Source organism: Burkholderia sp. PU8-34 (genome assembly GCF_053427725.1).
On sequence record NZ_JBSAXC010000004.1, the window covers coordinates 264,499 to 283,431 of the forward strand.

General features: G+C 63.3%; 15 protein-coding genes. 8 read left to right on the forward strand and 7 right to left on the reverse strand.

The features are described from left to right. Window positions 1-40 precede the first annotated feature (40 nt). From ACV22Z_RS12545 to tssH, 4 genes are all read right to left on the reverse strand, one after another. Window positions 41-526, reverse strand: a complete 486-nt coding sequence (locus ACV22Z_RS12545; RefSeq protein WP_448076620.1) for an Hcp family type VI secretion system effector — start codon at window positions 524-526, stop codon at window positions 41-43. A gap of 93 nt (window positions 527-619) precedes the next feature. Continuing rightward, on the reverse strand, window positions 620-2,113 hold the full coding sequence (gene tssC, locus ACV22Z_RS12550) for a type VI secretion system contractile sheath large subunit (RefSeq protein ID WP_448076621.1): 1,494 nt from the start codon (window positions 2,111-2,113) through the stop codon (window positions 620-622). 27 nt (window positions 2,114-2,140) lie between these two features. After that, window positions 2,141-2,683 carry a type VI secretion system contractile sheath small subunit gene (gene tssB, locus ACV22Z_RS12555; protein ID WP_448076622.1) on the reverse strand — a complete coding sequence of 181 codons (543 nt, stop codon included), beginning with the start codon at window positions 2,681-2,683 and terminating at the stop codon, window positions 2,141-2,143. A 37-nt stretch (window positions 2,684-2,720) separates the two neighbouring features. After that, window positions 2,721-5,399 (reverse strand): type VI secretion system ATPase TssH, encoded by a 2,679-nt coding sequence (tssH, locus tag ACV22Z_RS12560; RefSeq protein WP_448076623.1) that lies wholly within the window; start codon window positions 5,397-5,399, stop codon window positions 2,721-2,723. A 547-nt stretch (window positions 5,400-5,946) separates the two neighbouring features. On the opposite strand from tssH, the gene ACV22Z_RS12565 reads away from it, so the two are divergent. From ACV22Z_RS12565 to ACV22Z_RS12595, 7 genes are all read left to right on the forward strand, one after another. Next, window positions 5,947-6,609, forward strand: a complete 663-nt coding sequence (locus tag ACV22Z_RS12565; protein WP_448076624.1) for a TagK domain-containing protein — start codon at window positions 5,947-5,949, stop codon at window positions 6,607-6,609. Further along, complete coding sequence (locus tag ACV22Z_RS12570) at window positions 6,606-7,469, forward strand: type VI secretion system accessory protein TagJ (RefSeq protein WP_448076625.1); 864 nt, start codon at window positions 6,606-6,608, stop codon at window positions 7,467-7,469. The genes ACV22Z_RS12565 and ACV22Z_RS12570 overlap by 4 nt, the downstream gene beginning before the upstream one ends. Further along, window positions 7,462-8,022, forward strand: coding sequence for a type VI secretion system baseplate subunit TssE (gene tssE, locus ACV22Z_RS12575; RefSeq protein ID WP_448076626.1), 561 nt, complete (start codon window positions 7,462-7,464; stop codon window positions 8,020-8,022). Before ACV22Z_RS12570 ends, tssE begins: the two co-directional genes overlap by 8 nt. A gap of 38 nt (window positions 8,023-8,060) precedes the next feature. Then, on the forward strand, window positions 8,061-9,950 hold the full coding sequence (gene tssF, locus ACV22Z_RS12580) for a type VI secretion system baseplate subunit TssF (RefSeq protein WP_448076627.1): 1,890 nt from the start codon (window positions 8,061-8,063) through the stop codon (window positions 9,948-9,950). Then, window positions 9,950-11,023, forward strand: coding sequence for a type VI secretion system baseplate subunit TssG (gene tssG / locus ACV22Z_RS12585; protein ID WP_448076628.1), 1,074 nt, complete (start codon window positions 9,950-9,952; stop codon window positions 11,021-11,023). Before tssF ends, tssG begins: the two co-directional genes overlap by 1 nt. Further along, window positions 11,020-12,126 carry a type VI secretion system protein TssA gene (locus ACV22Z_RS12590; RefSeq protein ID WP_448076629.1) on the forward strand — a complete coding sequence of 369 codons (1,107 nt, stop codon included), beginning with the start codon at window positions 11,020-11,022 and terminating at the stop codon, window positions 12,124-12,126. The genes tssG and ACV22Z_RS12590 overlap by 4 nt, the downstream gene beginning before the upstream one ends. Window positions 12,127-12,773: 647 nt before the next feature. Further along, window positions 12,774-13,754 carry an aldo/keto reductase gene (locus tag ACV22Z_RS12595; RefSeq protein WP_448076630.1) on the forward strand — a complete coding sequence of 327 codons (981 nt, stop codon included), beginning with the start codon at window positions 12,774-12,776 and terminating at the stop codon, window positions 13,752-13,754. A 61-nt stretch (window positions 13,755-13,815) separates the two neighbouring features. Here the strand turns inward: ACV22Z_RS12595 and ACV22Z_RS12600 are convergent, their stop codons facing one another. Then, the gene (locus ACV22Z_RS12600; RefSeq protein ID WP_448076631.1) at window positions 13,816-14,388 is read right to left on the reverse strand and encodes a hemerythrin domain-containing protein; all 573 of its coding nucleotides are present in this window, start codon (window positions 14,386-14,388) and stop codon (window positions 13,816-13,818) included. A gap of 290 nt (window positions 14,389-14,678) precedes the next feature. Then, a complete protein-coding gene (locus tag ACV22Z_RS12605; RefSeq protein ID WP_448076632.1) occupies window positions 14,679-15,872 on the reverse strand; it encodes an NnrS family protein in 1,194 nt (397 codons plus the stop codon). Window positions 15,873-16,136: 264 nt separating this feature from the next. On the opposite strand from ACV22Z_RS12605, the gene ACV22Z_RS12610 reads away from it, so the two are divergent. After that, entirely contained in the window at window positions 16,137-17,576 is a 1,440-nt protein-coding gene (locus ACV22Z_RS12610) for an MBL fold metallo-hydrolase RNA specificity domain-containing protein (RefSeq protein ID WP_448076633.1), read from the forward strand. 55 nt (window positions 17,577-17,631) lie between these two features. On the opposite strand, the gene ACV22Z_RS12615 is transcribed toward ACV22Z_RS12610, so the two are convergent. Then, window positions 17,632-18,672, reverse strand: coding sequence for a zinc-dependent alcohol dehydrogenase family protein (locus tag ACV22Z_RS12615; RefSeq protein WP_448076634.1), 1,041 nt, complete (start codon window positions 18,670-18,672; stop codon window positions 17,632-17,634). Window positions 18,673-18,933 lie beyond the last annotated feature (261 nt).

Here is an 18,933-nt window from a genome sequence, read left to right on the forward strand (position 1 = left end):
GAAGGCGAACCTTCGTCCAACGCGCGGCGCTCTCGGGAACTTACGCTTCCTTGTTACCCTTGATGTCGAAGCCGGCCGTAATGGCGCCGCCACTACCACCCTGCGCGTTCTGCACGACGTATTCCTGCTTGACCTTCGAGAACGACAGCGACACCGTTTCACGGCTCTTCTCGGTATCGTTCCTGCTGCCGGACGGCTTCACGCGCGTGACGATCACATCGCTCATCGTGAGCTTCAGGTATTCGAGCGGATTGCCGCCAGCCTTGCGCATCACGAGCACGGCCTGATCGATGTGCTTGCCGGTGAGTGCGTACTTCATCAGGTTCGGGCTCGCGCGATCGATGTTGTGCTCGAACGTCAGATCCTTGACAGTCGCCTTGCCGGCGCCGCCGCCGCTACCCGAGTGCATCGTCGATTCCTGCTGGATTTCCCAGTCCCACGTCAGGACTTCGATTTCGTCCTTGTGCTTGTCGTCCAGCGATTCGCCGTTGATGCCGTCGATCTTCAGGAAAATATCCTGAGCCATATCAGTACTCCTTCAGGTTGAGAAATGACAGCCGGAATCCGGTCAGCGCTTCAAATCCGCACAGATCCCGGTCAAACGCGCACGAACACGCGATCAGGCAGCTTCCTTGATCGACGGCAGCTTCGTGACGAGACGCAGCGATACCGTCAGACCTTCGAGCTGGAAATGCGGACGCAGGAAGAACTTCGCCTGGTAATAGCCGGGATTGCCCTCGACGTCTTCGACGAGGACTTCGGCCGCCGCGAGCGGCCGCCGCGCCTTCGTCTCTTGCGACGAATTGGCGGGATCGGCATCAACGTAATGCATGACCCACTCGTTCAGCCAGCGCTGCATGTCCTCGCGCTCCTTGAACGCTCCGATCTTGTCGCGAACGATGCACTTCAGGTAATGCGCGAAGCGCGAGCAGGCAAACAGATACGGCAGCCGCGCCGACAGGTTCGCGTTGGCGGTCGCGTCCGGGTCGTGATATTCGGCCGGCTTCTGCAGCGATTGCGCGCCGATGAACGTCGCGTGATCGGTATTCTTGCGGTGCACGAGCGGGATGAAGCCGTTCTTCGACAGCTCGGCCTCTCGGCGGTCCGAGATCGCAATCTCGGTCGGGCACTTCATGTCGACGCCACCGTCATCGGTCGGAAACGTGTGGCACGGCAGGTTCTCGACCGTGCCGCCCGACTCGACGCCACGAATCAGCGAGCACCAGCCATACTGCTTGAACGAGCGGTTGACGTTCACGCCCATTGCGTACGCGGCGTTCGCCCAGCCGTAGCGGCCATGGTCCGAGCCGTTCGTGTCCTCTTCGAAATCGAACTCGTCGACCGGATTGGTCTTCGCGCCATACGGCAGGCGCGCAAGGAAGCGCGGCATGGCAAGCCCGACGTAACGCGCATCCTCGGTGTTGCGCAGCGAATTCCACGCGGTGTATTCGAGGTTCTGCGTAAAGATCTTCGTCAGGTCGCGCGGGTTGGCGAGCTCCTGCCACGACTCCATCTGCAGTACCGACGGAGCCGCGCCCGTGATGAACGGCGTGTGCGCGGCTGCGGCGACCTTGGCAATCGAACCCAGCAGATCGACGTCGGGCGGCGTATGGTCGAAGTAGTAATCGGCCACGAGACACCCGTACGGTTCGCCGCCGAGCTGACCGTATTCCTGCTCGTAGATCTGCTTGAAGAGCGGGCTTTGATCCCACGCCAGGCCCTTGTAGCGGCGCATGATGCGATGCAGGTCGGTCTTCGACACGTCCATGGCGCGGATCTTCAGGTGCTCGTCGGTCTCGGTGTTCGACGCAAGGTGGTGCAGGCCGCGCCACGCGGATTCAAGCGCCTGATAGTCGTCGTGGTGCAGGATCAGGTTGATCTGCTCGGAGAGCTTGTGATCGATCTGCGCGATGATCGCCGCGATGCTCTTGTACGCATCGTCGCTGATCGTGATCGATTGCGTGAGCGCCTGCTCCGCGAGCGTCTTGACCGCGTATTCGACCGCTTCGCGGGCCTGCTCGGTCTTCGGACGGAATTCCTTTTCGAGCAGCTGCGTAAAATCGGATTGAGTAGTAGTCCGGGCCTCGACGGCCTGTACTTGCTGTTTTGCCATGGTGGTCATCCTCGATAGGTTCGTCGGTCAGTTCGCGTCGTTCTGGTCAGCCGCTTCGCCTTCGTCGCGTTCAGGCTTCGGGGCGGCAGCCAGCGACTTGAGGAGCGTCGGGTCCTGCAGCAACTGGGTAACCAGCCCTTCGGCGCCCGACTTGCCGTCCATGTAGGTTTGCAGGTTCGCCAGCTGCGTACGCGCTTCGAGCAACTGGCGCAACGGTTCGACCTTGCGCGCGATCGCGGCCGGCGAAAAATCCTCCATGCTCTCGAACGTCATGTCGACCATCATCTGACCTTCGCCGGTCAGCGTGTTCGGCACGGCAAACGCGACGCGCGGCCGGATCGCCTTCATTCGCTCGTCGAAATTGTCGATGTCGATGTCGAGGAAGCGCCGTTCCGACACCGCCGGCAGCGGTTCGACCGGATGCTTGCCGGACAGATCGGCCAGCACGCCCATGACGAACGGCAGCTCGACCTTCTTTTCCGAGCCGTAGACCTCGACGTCGTATTCGATTTGCACGCGCGGCGCACGATTGCGCGCAATAAATTTCTGCGAACTGCTGGATGCGGACATGAACAGACTCCTGAACAAAGAAGAACGGAATGCGAGCTCAGCAGAGGGGCTCGATTAGGTGGATGGGCGTCGCCTCGAACGTCAGCGCTTGCGCTGGCGCCGCCGCGGAATCGGCGACGCCGATCGCGATCTGCGCCAGCGGCGCCTTCGACGTGAATGCCTCAAGCCAAAGTGCCGACAGGCGGGGCAGCACGTGTTGCTCGATAAAGCCGATGAGCACGCGCGCGCCGGTTTCCTGCACGAGGCAGCGACTGACGATGTAGTCGATCACCTCGTCGTCGTAGCTCAGTGCGATGTCGTGACTGTCGGCCATGCGCTTCACGACTCGGCTCAGATGCAAGCGGACGATGCTGGCGAGCGCATCGTCGGCCAGCGATCGGTACGGCACCACGGTCATACGGCCGAGGAGCGCCGCAGGAAAGGTTTTCAGCAACTCGGGCGTCAGCGCTTCGCGCAAACCCTCCGAGTTGGGCGCGAGCGACGGATCGGCGCACAGGCTCGCGGTAAGATCGGAGCCGACGTTGCTGGTCAGCAAGATCGTCGTATTTCGGAAATCGATATAGCGGCCATCGCCGTCTTCCATGTAGCCCTTGTCAAATACCTGGAAGAACATCTCGTGCACGTCGCGATGCGCCTTCTCGATCTCGTCGAGCAGGACGACCGAGTACGGACGGCGGCGCACCGCTTCTGTCAGCACCCCGCCCTCGCCATAACCGACGTAACCGGGCGGCGCTCCTTTCAGGCCCGACACGGTGTGCGCTTCCTGATACTCGCTCATGTTGATCGTGATCAGGTTCTGTTCGCCGCCATACAGTGCTTCGGCGAGCGCGAGCGCGGTTTCGGTCTTGCCGACCCCTGACGGGCCGGCGAGCAGGAACACGCCGAGTGGCTTCTTCGGGTCGGTCAGGCCGGCCCGAGCCGTCTGCACGCGCTCGCCAATCTGGCGCAGCGCGTCGGTCTGGCCGATCACGCGCGCCTCCAGCGTCTCGGGCAGTCTGCGCACGGCCGCGACCTCGTCCGTGACCATCCGGCCGACAGGAATGCCGGTCCAGTCGGAGACGATCTCGGCAACGATGGCTTCGTCGACGTCGGGAAAAACGAGTGGCGCATCGCCTTGCAGGCCGGCAAGCGTACGCTCGAGCTCACGCAGCTGTTCAATCGGTATTGTCGGGTTTTCCGCATCTGTGGCAGCTTCGCGCGCGGAGAACAACGCCTGGGCGGCCGAGGCCTGCTCGCGCCAGCGAGTCTCGACTGCGACCTCTTCCGTCGCCAGCGTATCGATGCGTGCTTGCACACCGGTGATGGCTTTGTCCGCATCCAGTCCGATGCGGGCTTCCTGCGCCAGCAGCGTCTCTTCGGCTCGCGCGGCAGCGAGACGCTGGCGCACGTCGTCCAGTTCGCGCGGCGTCGCATGTTGCGACAGCGCCACCCGCGCGCAGGCGGTGTCGAGCAGGCTGATCGCCTTGTCGGGCAACTGGCGCGACGGGATGTAACGGTGCGACAGCGTGACCGCAGCACGAATCGCCTCGTCGCGCACAACGACTCCGTGATGCGCCGAGAACGTTTGCACCAGTCCCCGGACCATATCGACGGCAGCCGCTTCGGACGGCTCCGCGACCTGCAGCACCTGAAAGCGACGCGTCAACGCCGGATCTTTTTCGATATGCCGTTTGTACTCGGCCCAGGTCGTCGCGCCAATCGTGCGGATCGTGCCGCGCGCGAGAGCCGGTTTCAACAGGTTGGCGGCATCGCCGGTACCGGCCTGTCCACCGGCTCCGATCAACGTATGGATCTCGTCGATGAAGAGAATCACGGGCGCGGGCGACTTCGCGGCCGCTTCGAGCAGCCCCTTCAGGCGGGCCTCGAATTCCCCTTTCATGCTGGCGCCGGCCAGTAGCGCACCGACATCGAGACTCAGCAGCCGCACGTCAACCAGATTCGGCGGCACATTGCCCGATGCGATCGCACGCGCGAGGCCTTCCACGACAGCAGTCTTGCCGACGCCAGCTTCGCCGGTCACCAGCGGATTGTTCTGCCGCCGGCGCAGCAGCACGTCGATCATCGTGCGTATCTCGAGCTCGCGACCAATGACCGCATCGACTTCCCCGGCGCGCGCGCGGGCGGTCAAATCCGTGCAGTACTGTTCAAGCGACCCGCCCTTCGGCGCACCCGGCATCGCGCCAGACGCCTCGCCCGGCACGGCGGGCATCAATTCGCTGTGATCGTACGGACCATCGCCCGCTTCCGGCGACCCATCGATCCAGCCGGGCAGTACGGCATCGAGCCCTTCGACTGGAATCTTTCCGAACGCGGGAGAAATGGCGAGCACTACACGTCGCAAGTCGGGCGTCGAAACGAGCGCTGCGACCAGCCACGCGCCGCGCACATGGCGGTCGCCGTATTCGAGCGTCGCGCGCACCCAGGCGCGCTCGATCGCCGATTCGATATGCCAGGAAAAATCGCTGATCGAACTCGCGCCGGCCGGCAGCGCAGCCAGCGCCCGCGCGCAGTCACGCTCGAGCACGTCCCGGTCGATGCCTGCATGGCGCGCGATCCGCTGCAGGTCGCCGTCCGGCTGCTGCAGCAGCTGATGCAGCCAGTGGACGAGTTCGACGAACGGATTGCCGCGCAACTTGCAGAAGCTCGTTGCCGATTCGATACCCCGGTAGAGCTGAACCCCGAGCTTGCCGAACAGGGCCTGGCGTGAAATGGACATGATGGTCTTTCTTTGACTTTTATCAACAGTGGCGCCCGGCTCGCTTCACCGATTCGCACTCCTACAAGAAGATCGAACCGGACGGCCAGGAAACGCTCAATGCACTCACTCTCACCGATTCAATTCAGGTGACCAATTCGAACCAGCGTCGCATTATCAACATGAAATGAAATTTCCGTCAACGGATGAGGCCATTGAATTTCACTCAAGCAACCACCGAAAAATTCCGGCCCCATCAAATTGGAACACATCGGTCCGAATTTCTTCGGCCGCTTCCGGACTCCGTCAAACACTTCCCGCCACCCACCTACAAGTCATTGTTATTTCGAGATAAAGTGCAGGCAATGCGCAGCAGTAAAATTGAGATAAATAGCGAACTTTCTGATTTCCCATGATTTTACTTTTTCCACACGATCACATTTGACACTTCGCGACATTTCATAACCAATGCAATCAATCGACCAAACAGATCAAATACCCTCTTCGATATGGACGAGTCACCATGACTCGTGGTTAAAATGCGTCCTTCTTGTCAACGGGTACCTCGATGCGTTCTTTCCGCCTACTGTGGCGTCGCCAATCGGACACTTCGCATACCGAACTCGTGCCGCACGACGAGCACGCACGGCGCACGTCTCAGGCCCTCGGCACTGACTTTCCGGTAGACGAAATGTCGAGTCATTCGCCTGCTGACGACGCGGTGCTGAGTCTGATCGGCATCGGGACCATGGATCGCACTGCGGCATATGCACACGCATCGGCCCGCTCCCCGTTCGCCGGCGACGACAGCGCCGATGCGCTGGTCGACACACTGCATGCGCAATACTGGCGCGCACTCACCGATCCCAATGCGTCACTGGCCGGGACGTGGGCGCCACAAACGGACGAACCGTCGTCTACTGCGGCAATGCACGAGACGTCAGATGAGCAGGACGCGCATGGCAGTCATAGCGGTTACGACTCAATCGAGACCATGCTGTCCGGCGAACGCGCGCTCGAGGACGTATTCGGTCGGCTGGAGGGTGGCTGCGATCCTGCTCTCGCTGAAGTGCGTGTTCCGGAAATCCTGCGGTTGTTCGCGCCCCCTGAATTTCTCGCGGCCACGGCGCGCCATGCGTCTGCCCTGCCGCCCGCCCTCACCCGACGCGAACACCACGCGCTATCCATGGACAGCCCGCTGGCTGCTCCATTACGCAAGGACGATGAATGACTCGACTGTCCGCATCCCGGGCCCCTCATACCCGTTACCTGGGCGAGGAGCCGCCAGGCGAGCAGATTGCCCGCATCGCATCTTGCATCCGCGCCCAACCCGCCTCCGCATCCCATCGTTGGGCGCTGTTCCAGCTGATGTGCGTCACGGGCGAGTGGACACGGGCGATCCAGCAGTTGCAGGTTTGGGCCAAGCTCAGCACGGATCAGACACGAATCGCACAGGTGTATCGCGATCTGATCCGGGCCGAACGCTGGAGAATGTCCGTAGTACAAGGACTCAAGCGCCCGGGCTTTGTTCTCGAGCCGATGCCGTGGGTCGATGATCTGCTCGACGCGCTAGGTTGTGCTGCCGATGGGCGGACGGACGAAGCCGACGGCAAGCGCGAGGCGGCATTCGATGCCGCACCGACCGTTGCGGTTCGCTTTCCCGACGGAAAGGCCGCCTGGATCGTCGACAGCGATTCCCGTTTTGGCCCGGTCTGCGAGGTCTTCACGGCCGGACATTACCGATGGGTGTCGTTTTCCGACATGGCAGCATGGCGCGTGTCGACGCCGACAACGCTCGTCGATCTCGTCTGGAGTCCGTGCGTACTGACGCTCACCGACGGCAGCGTCGTCCACGGCTTCATGCCGGCCCGGTATCCGGGGTCCGAGACGGGCGACGACCCCGTACGGCTCGGACGTGAGACCGTCTGGCTGGAGTGCGGCCGAACGGGCGTCATCGCGCTCGGACAAAAGACCTGGGCAACCGAGCAGCGCGATTTCAGTCTGTTCGAACTGGCTGACGCGGAGTTCGGTGCGTCGCATGAATGGACGGCGGCAGACGGCGCCACCATCGGAGAGCCTGCCGATGACTGAACGCAGGAAACCACCGCCTTCCGGCAACACGATGGTCGCTCGCACACCGCGGCGAGCCAACGCGCATCTGATGCCAACCCTGCTCGACCGGCTACGTGACGATGCGCCTCATCGACAGGTCGAAGCACCGGACGAATATGCGGTCACGCGCAAACAGATGCGCGACATCGTGCAGCGCGACCTCGCCTACCTGCTCAACACGACGAGCATCGAGGATCAGATCGATCGCACGCGTCATCCGCATGCGGCCGCCTCGACCGTGAACTTTGGCGTGCCGCCGCTCGCGGGCACCTTTATCGCTTCGCGTCAGTGGAATGACGTCGAGCGCATGATTCGGCGGGCCATTAACGATTTCGAGCCGCGACTGATCCCGGATTCACTGGTGATTTCCCCTCGCACCTCCAACGACGCCACCGGCGAACATCACAACGTCCTCGCATTTGAAGTTCGCGGCTTGATTCACATGGATCCGTATCCTCTCGAGTTCATGGTGCAGAGCTCGCTGGATCTCGAAACGAGCGAGATCCGCATCACCGGCATGCGCGGCAACTGAACCCGGCGCGACACAACGACGACAACGAGACCTCTCCGATGGACCCGCGACTGCTCGATTACTACAACCAGGAACTCATCTACATGCGCGAGCTCGCTGCCGAATTCGCGCATGCGCACCCGAAGATCGCGCGGAGGCTCGGCATGCAGGCCGGCGAAGTGGCCGATCCCTACGTCGAGCGTCTCATCGAATCGTTCAGCTTCATGGCTGCACGCATGCAGATCAAGCTCGACGCCGAATTTCCGCGCTTCACGGAACGGCTGCTTGAGGTCATCTACCCGAACTACGTTGCGCCCACGCCATCGATTGCCGTCGCGCGCCTTCATCCCGGCCATTCCGAAGGCAATCTTGCCGAAGGCTATCGCATCGCGCGCGGCACGTCGTTCACCGCGCAGGTTCCCGATGGGGAAAAAACGGCATGTCAGTTCACGAGCGGACAGGACGTGACGCTCTGGCCGCTCACCATCACCGACGCGCGGCTGACAGGGGTTCCCCCCGACATTCCGGCACTGGACCGCTACGTGCCGTCCGACGCGCAGGTGCGCGGCGCGCTGCGATTGCGGTTGGCAACAACGGGGGATGTGCAGATCGCCGATCTGAAGGGTCTCGACCGGCTCCCCGTGTATCTGGCCGGTGACGAGCAGGTCGCCTCGCATCTGTTCGAACTGCTGCACGTCGCGAGCGTCGCATCCGTGATCGCCGCACCCGGTGAATTCGGTGCTTCGGGCCGGCCGCCCGCCGCTGTCACCTGCGATGCCGTGCAGCACGAGGGATTGCGCTCCGATCAAAACCTGCTGCCGCTCACCTGGACGAAGTTCCACGGGCACAACCTGCTTCACGAGTACTTTGCCTGTCCGGCGCGATTCTGGTTCTTTGCACTGAACGGACTTGCCGAAGGCCTGTCGCGCGTGAACGGCCGCGAGGTCGAAATCGTCGTACTGCTTGACCGGGCACCGGGAAATCTCGCCAATCTCGTCGATGCGTCGCGCTTCGCGCTGTTCTGCACGCCGGTCATCAATTTGTTCGAGCGGCATACCGATCGCGTCGAAATTTCGCCGCGCGACACGGAATTCCATCTGGTGCCAGCGCGGCTTGCGCCGCTCGACTACGAAGTATTCTCGGTGGAAACGGTGTATGGACAGGTGGCAGCGACGTCCACTGAAATGGAGTTCCGCCCGCTCTATCAGACGCTGAACAACGACGAAGGCAATCACGGAAGGTACTTCTCGGTGCGACGCGAACGACGGCTCGTGTCGGATTCGGCGCGCCGCTACGGTACGCGCACGCCCTATGTCGGCACCGAAGTGTTTCTCTCGCTCGTCGACCAGAACGAGGCGCCGTACAGCGAGAACATCCGCTTTCTGTCGGTCAATGCGCTGCTGACGAACCGGGATCTCGCCACACTCGTGCCGCGCAACGGCGTACACGACCTGGAGACTGCACAATCCGCGCCGGTCGAGAGCATCGGTCTCATTCGCCCGCCCAGTCCACCGAAGGCGCCCTTTGCCGAACGCGAAATGGCCTGGCGACTGATTCGACAACTCAACTTCAACTATCTGCCGCTCGAGGATCGCGATCATCGGCAAGGTGGGCAAGGCGTTCGCGACTTGCTGCGTCTGTTTCTCACGGACGACGATGCCGAGCACCAGCGGCAGGTCGAAAGTCTTGTCGGCGTCAAATCGCGACCTGTCACGCGCAAGCTCCCCGGTACCGGCCCGATGACATTCGGACGGGGTATCGAATGCGCGCTGACCGTCGATGAAGCGGGCTTCTCCGGTGCGAGTCCTTATCTTTTTGGCGTGATCCTCGAGCATTGGCTGGCGCGCCACGTGTCGATCAACAGCTTTACGCAGACCGAGCTGCACTCGATGCAGCGCGGTCGCATCGCGCGCTGGCCTGTGCGCACGGGTACGCGTGGAGTCCTGTGATGGAACGTGCCACCCTGCCCGCGCTGGTACGCGACAGCACGCTTTCACCCCAGTTGCTCGAACGCCTGCATGCAGAACCGTGGCGCTTCGGGTTCCTGTCGCTATTGCGGCGCATTGGCGCAAACGCGGCACTCGAACCAATCGGCACGGCGCGTCGGCCGCAGGCGGAACCGTTCCGCCTCGGCCAGCAGCCAAGCCTTGCCTTTGCGCCGCGCGAGGTCGCCAGTGCGCAAGAAGCAGCGGGACGCCTCAAGGTGCGGCTGTTCGGCCTGGGCATGCTCGGCCCCAACGGCCCCCTGCCGATCCATTTCACCGAGATGGCAAAGGATCGCGAAGACAGCCGACGCGATACGACGACGGTCGACTTTTTCGACATCTTCCATCATCGATTTCTGACGCTGTTCTATCGCACATGGGCCGCAGGTCAAGCGACGGCCGGACTCGACCGCAAAGAAAACGAACGGTTTTCGTTCTACATCGCGAGCCTGACAGGGCAGGATACTGTCGAAATCGGCCGACGTCCCCTGCCCGCTCATGCGCGCCTCGCGGCCTCGGCGCACCTCGTGCGCGAATCGCGCAATCCGGACGGACTGCGCACCACGCTCGAACACTACTTTGGCGTCCCGGTCACCATCGTGGAGAACGTGTTTCACTGGATCGAGATCGATCCCACCGATTGCGGCCGCATGGGTCGCCCGGGGGCGGCCGCCACGATGGGACGAGGCGCGATTCTCGGCCGCGTCGCACCGGATCGTCAACACCGCTTCCGCATCGTGATCGGGCCGGTCGATTTCGACGCCTATCTTCGCTTCACGCCGCAAGGCGACGATCTTCCCCGCCTCGTCGAATGGGTGCGCGCGTTCGTCGGTTACGAACTTGAATGGGAGCTTGAATTGCGCATCAAGCCCGACAGCGCGCCTCCGGCAGTGATGGGCGGTCCGCAGCGCATGGGCTGGTCAGGGTGGTTGGGTCGACCGAGCCCGCACAAACCAATCATCGGAATGCGATTCGAGCCCGAGCGGTATGCAGACGGCTCGGATCAGCACACCATCCAATCCGGGAATCGACCATGAGCAAGAAACCATCAGGCCAGCACCTCGGAGCCGGGAAAGGCACCGCGAAGCGCGCATCGCATCATGACTGGCTTGCGCCCGTGAGTGTAGCCGCACCTTGCGGCCCGGATCTCGAATACGACCACGACTTCGTCGTGCTCTTTGCCAGTACGGCACCGAAGCATGACGTTCAGTATGGCTCGTTCGTCGGTTCACCCGATCCGGTTAACTGGAGTGATATCGAGCGAGATTGCAGGCGACTCATGGGGCGCACGAAGGACATACGCCTCGCCGTGCTTTACACGCGGTGTCGCACGCGGCTCGTCGGCGCAGAGGGTCTCGCCGAGGGCATCGGGCTACTCGCCGCCTGGCTGGAGGCGTTCGCGGAACAGATTCATCCGCAGCCCGACGTCGATGGCGAACCCGATGCGTCCCTCGAGATGCGGATGAATGCACTTCAAGCGCTCGCAGACCCGGAGGGATTGCTGGCGGACGTTCGCGAAATCGTCCTCACCAAATCGATGCTGGCGCGGTTGCAGGTGCGCGATGTCGAGCGTGCGTTTTCTCATCCGCGGCCAGTCGACGCGCTCGCGCCCGAGTCCGTCACACAGCAGTTGCAGGGTCTGCGTACCGAGCAACCCGCAGTAATGGCGAGCTTTGACGATGCAATCGCACATCTCACCGGTATCGACGCGTGGTGCAGCAATCATCTTGAAACTCACCGGCCCGAACTTTCGACGCTGACGCGACTACTCGGCAGGTTAAACGCGCCCACTCTCGAGACTTCGTCAGAATCGTTCAATGTACCAATCGAGCCCGTCGCAGAACCGGCTACAACGTCGGCACACAACCCGGCAACACCGCTCGAACCGGCAGATACTACACTTGTCAGCGTTTCCGAAAGTACATCAGCGCAACACGGAGCTGCACCGGCTAACCGCGACGCGGCGCTAGTCATGATTCGAACCGCGCGGACGTGGTTCGAGCATCACGAACCGAGCAGCCCGATTCCGGTGCTGCTAAAACGCGCAGAGCAATTCGTCGGCAAACGCTACGCCGAGACCGTGAAGGCGATTCCGGCCGAGCTTCTTGTTCAATGGGACGAGGCAAGCGGCGAGCAATAGTGCCGACCTGCGGTTTCATGCAATCGCTTATACGCCCGTCCGCCGCTGAGTCGACGACGGCACGTCCAACCATCTCGGCAGCAACATCGCGGACTGTCGCAGCCTTTGCACCGTCTTGAATCAGCATCCGCGGATGCAGTGGCTTCGCGAGCAGCAATGCCGTGCCCGGCGGTTGCCTACCGGACACACGCCTCCGGTTTGACACGCTTCCAACAAGGTAACGTACGGCTTGAGACAGACCGGAAACAATGAAGAAACATGATCCCGGAAAGTACGCTCGCTCCAGTGCGGCTGTCGCGCAGCACTGTTCTTGCCCCAGGCATCCTCCATCGGTGACAGCCTGCCGCCACTTCGCGCGCTCCGGCGTTTCGTGAGCGGCACGTTGCTCAGCTTTCAGCGCTCGCGGATCCTTGCCTTCATCGACCCGTGACTTTATCTGCACGGCTTCTGTTCGTGCTGCCGCAAGATCCCAAGTCGCATCCATGTCACCGTGTCGCCACGCGTGCCGAGCGTGTGGGAGTGCCGCCCGTCGCATCCGGGCGCGGCAGTGTCCAGCACGTTTTTCCGCTCGGTAATACACTTGCGAAGGCCCGCCGCACCGCGCGTGCGACGCACCCCCAACCGGAAAATCGCAAGGAGCAACAGCAATGGAATATGTCAGGCTCGGTTCGACAGGGCTGCAGGTTTCGCGTCTGTGTCTCGGCTGCATGACTTACGGCGTCCCCGACCGCGGTACGCATCCGTGGACGCTCGACGAAGCGGCGAGCCGTCCGTTCATCCGCCAGGCGCTCGATGCCGGCATCAACTTCTTCGACACCGCCAACATGTACTCGGACGGCACGTCGGAGGAAATCGTCGGCCGCGCGCTGCGCGACTTCGCGAAGCGCGACGACGTCGTGATCGCGACCAAGGTGTTCAACCGGATGCGTCCCGGCCCGAACGGCGCAGGCCTGTCGCGCAAGGCGATCCTCACCGAGATCGACCATAGCCTGAAGCGTCTCGGCACCGACTACGTCGATCTCTACCAGATCCATCGCTGGGACTATCACACGCCGATCGAGGAAACGCTCGAAGCGCTGCACGACGTCGTGAAGGCCGGCAAGGCGCGCTATATCGGCGCGTCGTCGATGCATGCGTGGCAATTCAGCAAGGCGCTCTACACGTCGAAGCTGAATGGATGGACGCAGTTCGTCAGCATGCAGGATCACTTGAACCTGCTGTATCGCGAGGAAGAGCGCGAGATGCTGCCGCTGTGCGCCGACCAGGGCATTGCGGTGCTGCCGTGGAGCCCGCTCGCGCGCGGCCGGCTCACGCGCGACTGGGATGCGTCGAGCGAGCGACTGCAGAGCGACGTCTACGGCAAGACGCTCTATGAAGCGTATGCGGACAACGATCGCGCGATCGTCGAAGCCGTCGCGACGATCGCACGCCAGCGCAACGTGCCGCGCGCGCAGGTGGCGCTGGCGTGGCTGCTGCAGAAGTCCGGCGTGACCGCGCCGATCATCGGGGCGTCGAAGGCTCAGCATCTCGACGACGCCGTTGCGGCGCTCTCGCTCGAGCTGAGCGCGGAAGAAATCGCGGCGCTCGAAGGGCCGTACATGCCGCACGCGGTAGCGGGGCACGAGTAAGCCGCACGCACGTCAGCGGTGGCGCGCGTCGCACCCTGTCGCGCCCGGCGAGACCCCGGATTTACGCTTGCGGAATGGTGTTGGCGATCAGTGAAAACAGGTGGCCGAGATCCTCCTCGGCTTCAACGCCGGTGAACGGATCGCGGTTTGCGCCGAACGCCTCGCTGACTTCGTTCCAGTCCTGCTCCGTCAGCCATCTCCTTGCGGCAGGCAGTATCACCTCTTCTTCCACGCGCATGTGATTTCGGTAGAACGCAGCATAGTCGTCTACCATCGCGCGCAACGCCGGAAGCGCCGACTCGCCGGCCAGTTCGTATCGGGTCAATGCGTGTTCGATGTTTCGCACCAGCGCTTCGCCTTGAACGTGTTGCTCCTCGAGATCGGCGAGGGTTCTGTCGAGGTCGTAGGCACGATGCCATAGACGCGCAAAAAGATAGCGATCCTCCTTGGGATGATGGACTTGCTCGGGAAATTCGCGAATGTAGTACAGCATCGCCCGAAGCACCATCAACCCAGGGGTCTGTACGCCACCGCCGAGCAGTTCGACGAAGCGCTGCATGCCCGAAATGATGGTCGAGAGCTGTTGGTGTTCCCTGAGGATGGACTGTACGGCGCTCGCTTCCGGCGCTTTCATATCGAACCTCTCACGCGTGAACCCGGCGCAGCGACGGCCGCGTTGTTCGGATCATGGCTCCCGCGATACGCCGTTCTTCAGCATAGGCTTTCCGGAGTCCATGCAAAAAATATAGCGGGCGCGACGCGGGCCCGCATGACCTGCATCAACAGAGACCATGCCAGCATCGGCACATCTCGATTCGCCTCCGGCCGCGGCCGATACATCGACTGCCCGATTGAGCCCGAACAAGGTGCCAGGGTCGCGAGCGGTCATGGGTATCTTCTGAACCGCCATTGCCGGGTTGAACGTCAATCCGCACGTTCGTCAGCCCTCGCCGAAATCAGAAACGGGAGGTAATGAATCGCGTATGCAGCAAACGCCACGATCCAGCAGGCACCGGAAGCGTCGAGCCAGAATCCGTACGGAACGCGCGGGACGAGCGGCCCGAATGCCCGCAGGATGACCGCACCGACCATCAGCCAATAGCACAGCTGCTCCCAGGGCCCGGCAACGAGGGTTCGTCCGGTATGGCCAAGCGCGGTGCGCGTGATCATCGCCATGATCGCGCCGCCGATCGCCCCGACGGTCAGCACGTGAATCGCCAGCGAATGCGGCATGACGCCCGCGGCCGACAGCGCGAGCATCGCGAATCCGACAGGAATCCACAGGCTGGACACATGCAGGATCCAGATGATCGGCCGATTGCCGACGCGCCACGACCGCCACCCGATGATGCGGACCACGTGCAGCAACGCCGTGGCGCACGCAGCGGCGATCAGGATCGCGCCGGGAACGCCTGTCGCGTCCGCGATCAACGTCAGCGCGACCGCCGGGGCGGCACTCGCATCGACGAACCGGACGCGCCGGACCGTGAAACCCGGAATCGCGTTCATCGTGAACATCGGCACGATGCGCCCGGTAATTACCGCGACGAAGAACACGACCAGTCCCGTCGCCGCATACGCTGTACGCAGCGCGAGGTCCACTCGATCCGTCGCGGCATACCCGTGAAACAGCGCGTTCAATCCACCGAACAACGCGAGCGCCACGGGCAGGAACACGTTGTGCCGGTTCTTCACGGAGATCAGCACGCGCAGCAGCACGACTGCCGTGACCGGCAGGAAGAGCGTGTCGACGACGGCAGCAACCGTCTGCGGCCCGGTCCAGACCAACAGCCGCCCTGCCGCCCACAGCAGCCAGAGCGCGGCCAGCGACGGGCCTCGCAACGTCTCGCGCGAAGTCCAAGCGCGCACGGCAGTCAGCAGGAAGCCGACGACGATCGCTGCCACGAAACCGAAGATCATCTCGTGCACGTGCCACATCAGCCCTGATAGCGGCGCCGCGCGTCCGGCAACCGGCACGCCGTGCCATTCGGCGAGCCAGACCGCCAATGCAACGCTGCCGAACAAGGCGCCGCCCAGATAGAACGGCCGCAGCCCCAGTTGCAGCACCGGTAGCGTGTCGGGTGCCGACGACGCCCTGATCGGTTCGCTGATCTTCATGTTTCTCTCCAGCGGCGGATGGATCTGCGATTCATCCTAGCGCTGCTCCGATCGAATATGGCCGGATTCCATATGGCCCGCAGTGGCATCGTGCGAATGCATGATCTGGGTCAAGCGCCCTTACCGCATGTTGCCGCTCGCGGTCGATTTCAAGTGCACTACACGTGCACGACATCGAAGCGCTCCGTGATTTCCGTCAACCGTGCGGCCCGCGTATCCGGTGTAATCGAGCCACCGATCTCGTGATACCCCGTGAGGCGAACGATGAAACTGACCTTCCTCGGCGCGACAGAGACCGTCACCGGCTCGAAGTACCTGGTCGAGCACGGCGACCAACGCGTACTGGTGGATTGCGGCCTTTTCCAGGGGACGAAGAACCTGCGGCTGCGCAACTGGAACCCGCTGCCGGTTCCTCCCGACTCGCTGGATGCGGTCGTCCTCACCCATGCGCACCTCGATCACAGCGGCTATCTTCCGGCGCTGGCACGCGACGGCTACCGCGGCCCCGTGTACTGCACGGCGGCGACCGCCGAACTGTGCGAGATCATGTTGCGCGACAGCGCCAGGCTGCAGGAGGAGGAAGCCGATTTCGCGAATCGCCACGGCTACTCGAAACATCATCCGGCCAGGCCGCTCTACACAACGGACGACACGCTGCGTGTGCTGCGCCAGTTCACGCCGTGTGCGTTCGACGAGCGCATCGCATTGGGCAGTGCGCTGTCGTTTCGCCTGCTCCCCGCCGGCCACATTCTCGGTGCGGCGAGCGTCGTCATGAACTGGCATCACAAGGTGCTCGCCTTTTCCGGCGACCTCGGCCGCCGCCACGACCCGATCATGCGGCCGCCGATGCCGCCGGCCCATGCGGACTACGTGGTCGTCGAATCGACCTACGGCGATCGCCTGCACCCCGAGTCGGATCCCGAAAACGAACTTGCCGCGCTGTTCGAGAAGACGTTCTCGCGCGGCGGCGTGGTCGTGATCCCCTGCTTCACCGTCGGCCGCGCGCAGGAGATCCTGCACTACATCGCGCGCCTGACGGCGAGCGGTCGGATGGCGCGCATGCCCGTGTATCTCGACAGCCCGATGGCGTCGGACGTGACCACCGTTTATCGCCATCACCTCCTCGAGCATCGGCTGACCCTGTCGGAAGCCGATGCGCTTGGCCATGCGGCAACGATGACTCGCACGGTCGATCAATCGAAGGCCATTTCCGAGCATCGGGGCCCGATGGTGATCATTGCCGGAAGCGGCATGGCGACGGGCGGACGTGTGCTGCATCACCTGAGCCGTTACGCACCCGATGCCCGGAACACGATCGCGCTCGTCGGTTACCAGGCCGCGGGGACGCGCGGCGCCGCGCTGGCCGCGCACGAGCCGACCCTGAAGATTCATGGCGAATACGTGCGGGTGCGCGCGCAGGTCGAATCCATCACGACGCTGTCCGCGCATGCCGATTACGAAGAAATCCTGCAGTGGCTCGGCGCGATGCAGCGGCCCCCTGTCCGGACGTTCGTGACCCACGGCGAGCCTGCGGCCGCGGATGCGTTGCGCCGGCGTATCGAGGAAAGACTGCATGGGGCATGCGAAGTGCCGACGTATCGGCAGACCGTCGATCTCGACGAGATCGAGGCGGCCGATACAGGCGAAAACGCAAACGAGCACGCGGACGAACACGCCGACGAACCCGCAGCGCCGTCACCCTGACGGCAGGCGCGCGAAGCAAGTGTCGAGCACCCGCTCCGCGGCCTGCCCTCTGCATTCATGCCACTTCGATGATCACCTTCAGCGCATGCGTGTCCGCGGCGTGACTGAACGTGTCGTACGCCCGGTCGACATCGTCGAGCGAGAAACGGTGCGTAATGAGTTGCTTCGGATCGAGTCGCCCCGATCGCACGGTTTTCAGCAGCATCGGCGTGCTGACCGTGTCGACGAGCCGGGTCGTGATCGCGATATTGCGATCCCACAGCTTTTCGAGGTGCAGGTCGGCCTTCACGCCGTGCACGCCGACGTTCGCGACCACGCCGCCCGGCGCGACGATCGACGTGCACATTTCGAACGTCGCCGGGATACCGACCGCCTCGATCGCGCAATCGACACCGACGCCATCGGTCAGCTTCATCACTTCGCCGACCGGATCGCCGGCACGGCCGTCGATGCCGTCGGTCGCGCCGAAGCGCCGTGCGACGTCGAGCCGGTTGCGATCCGGGTCGATCATGATGATCTGTGCGGGCGAGTAGAACTGCGCGGTCAGCAACGCGGCGAGCCCGATCGGCCCGGCGCCGACGATCGCGACCGAGCAGCCCGGTTGCACCTTGCCGTTCAGCACGCCGCATTCGAATCCGGTCGGCAGGATGTCGGACAGCATCACGAGCGCGTCCTCGTCCGCACCGGGCGGGATCCGGTACAGGCTCGTCGGCGCGTGCGGAATCCGCACGAACTCGGCCTGCGTGCCGTCGATCCGGTTTCCGAGGATCCAGCCGCCCGTCGTGCAGTGCGAATACAGGCCACGTCGGCAGTACTCGCATCGGCCGCACGACGAGATGCACGAAATCAGCACGTGATCGCCCGCCTTCAGCGTGTCGACCGCCGCCCCGACCCGCTCGACGATGCCGACGCCCTCATGACCGAGGATGCGGCCGGGCTCGCAGGTCGGCACGTCGCCCTTGAGGATGTGCAGGTCGGTGCCGCAGATCGTCGTGCGTGTCATCCGGACGATCGCGTCAGTCGGCGCCTGCAGCTCCGGCATCGGTCGCTGTTCGAGCGCCTTGCGGCCGGGGCCATGGAATACGAGTGCTCTCATTTCGTTTTCTCCAGCGAAGGGGCGCTTCCCCTTCGTTCTTTCACGACGGGAACGCGCGCCATCCCCTGCGACGGGCGAGACGCGCCTGTTCATGTCTCGAGTGCGCAACTGCCCCGGCGCGGGCCTGACGACGAACGTCGGCACGCCGGTGCCCGGCAGCGCGGCCGTCTCACTGTGCGGCCGCCGCGCGCAGGCGCCGTTGATCTGAGTCAAGCGTGCGGGAAGCCTGCTTTGTAGACTGGGTTGCACCGACGGATTTCC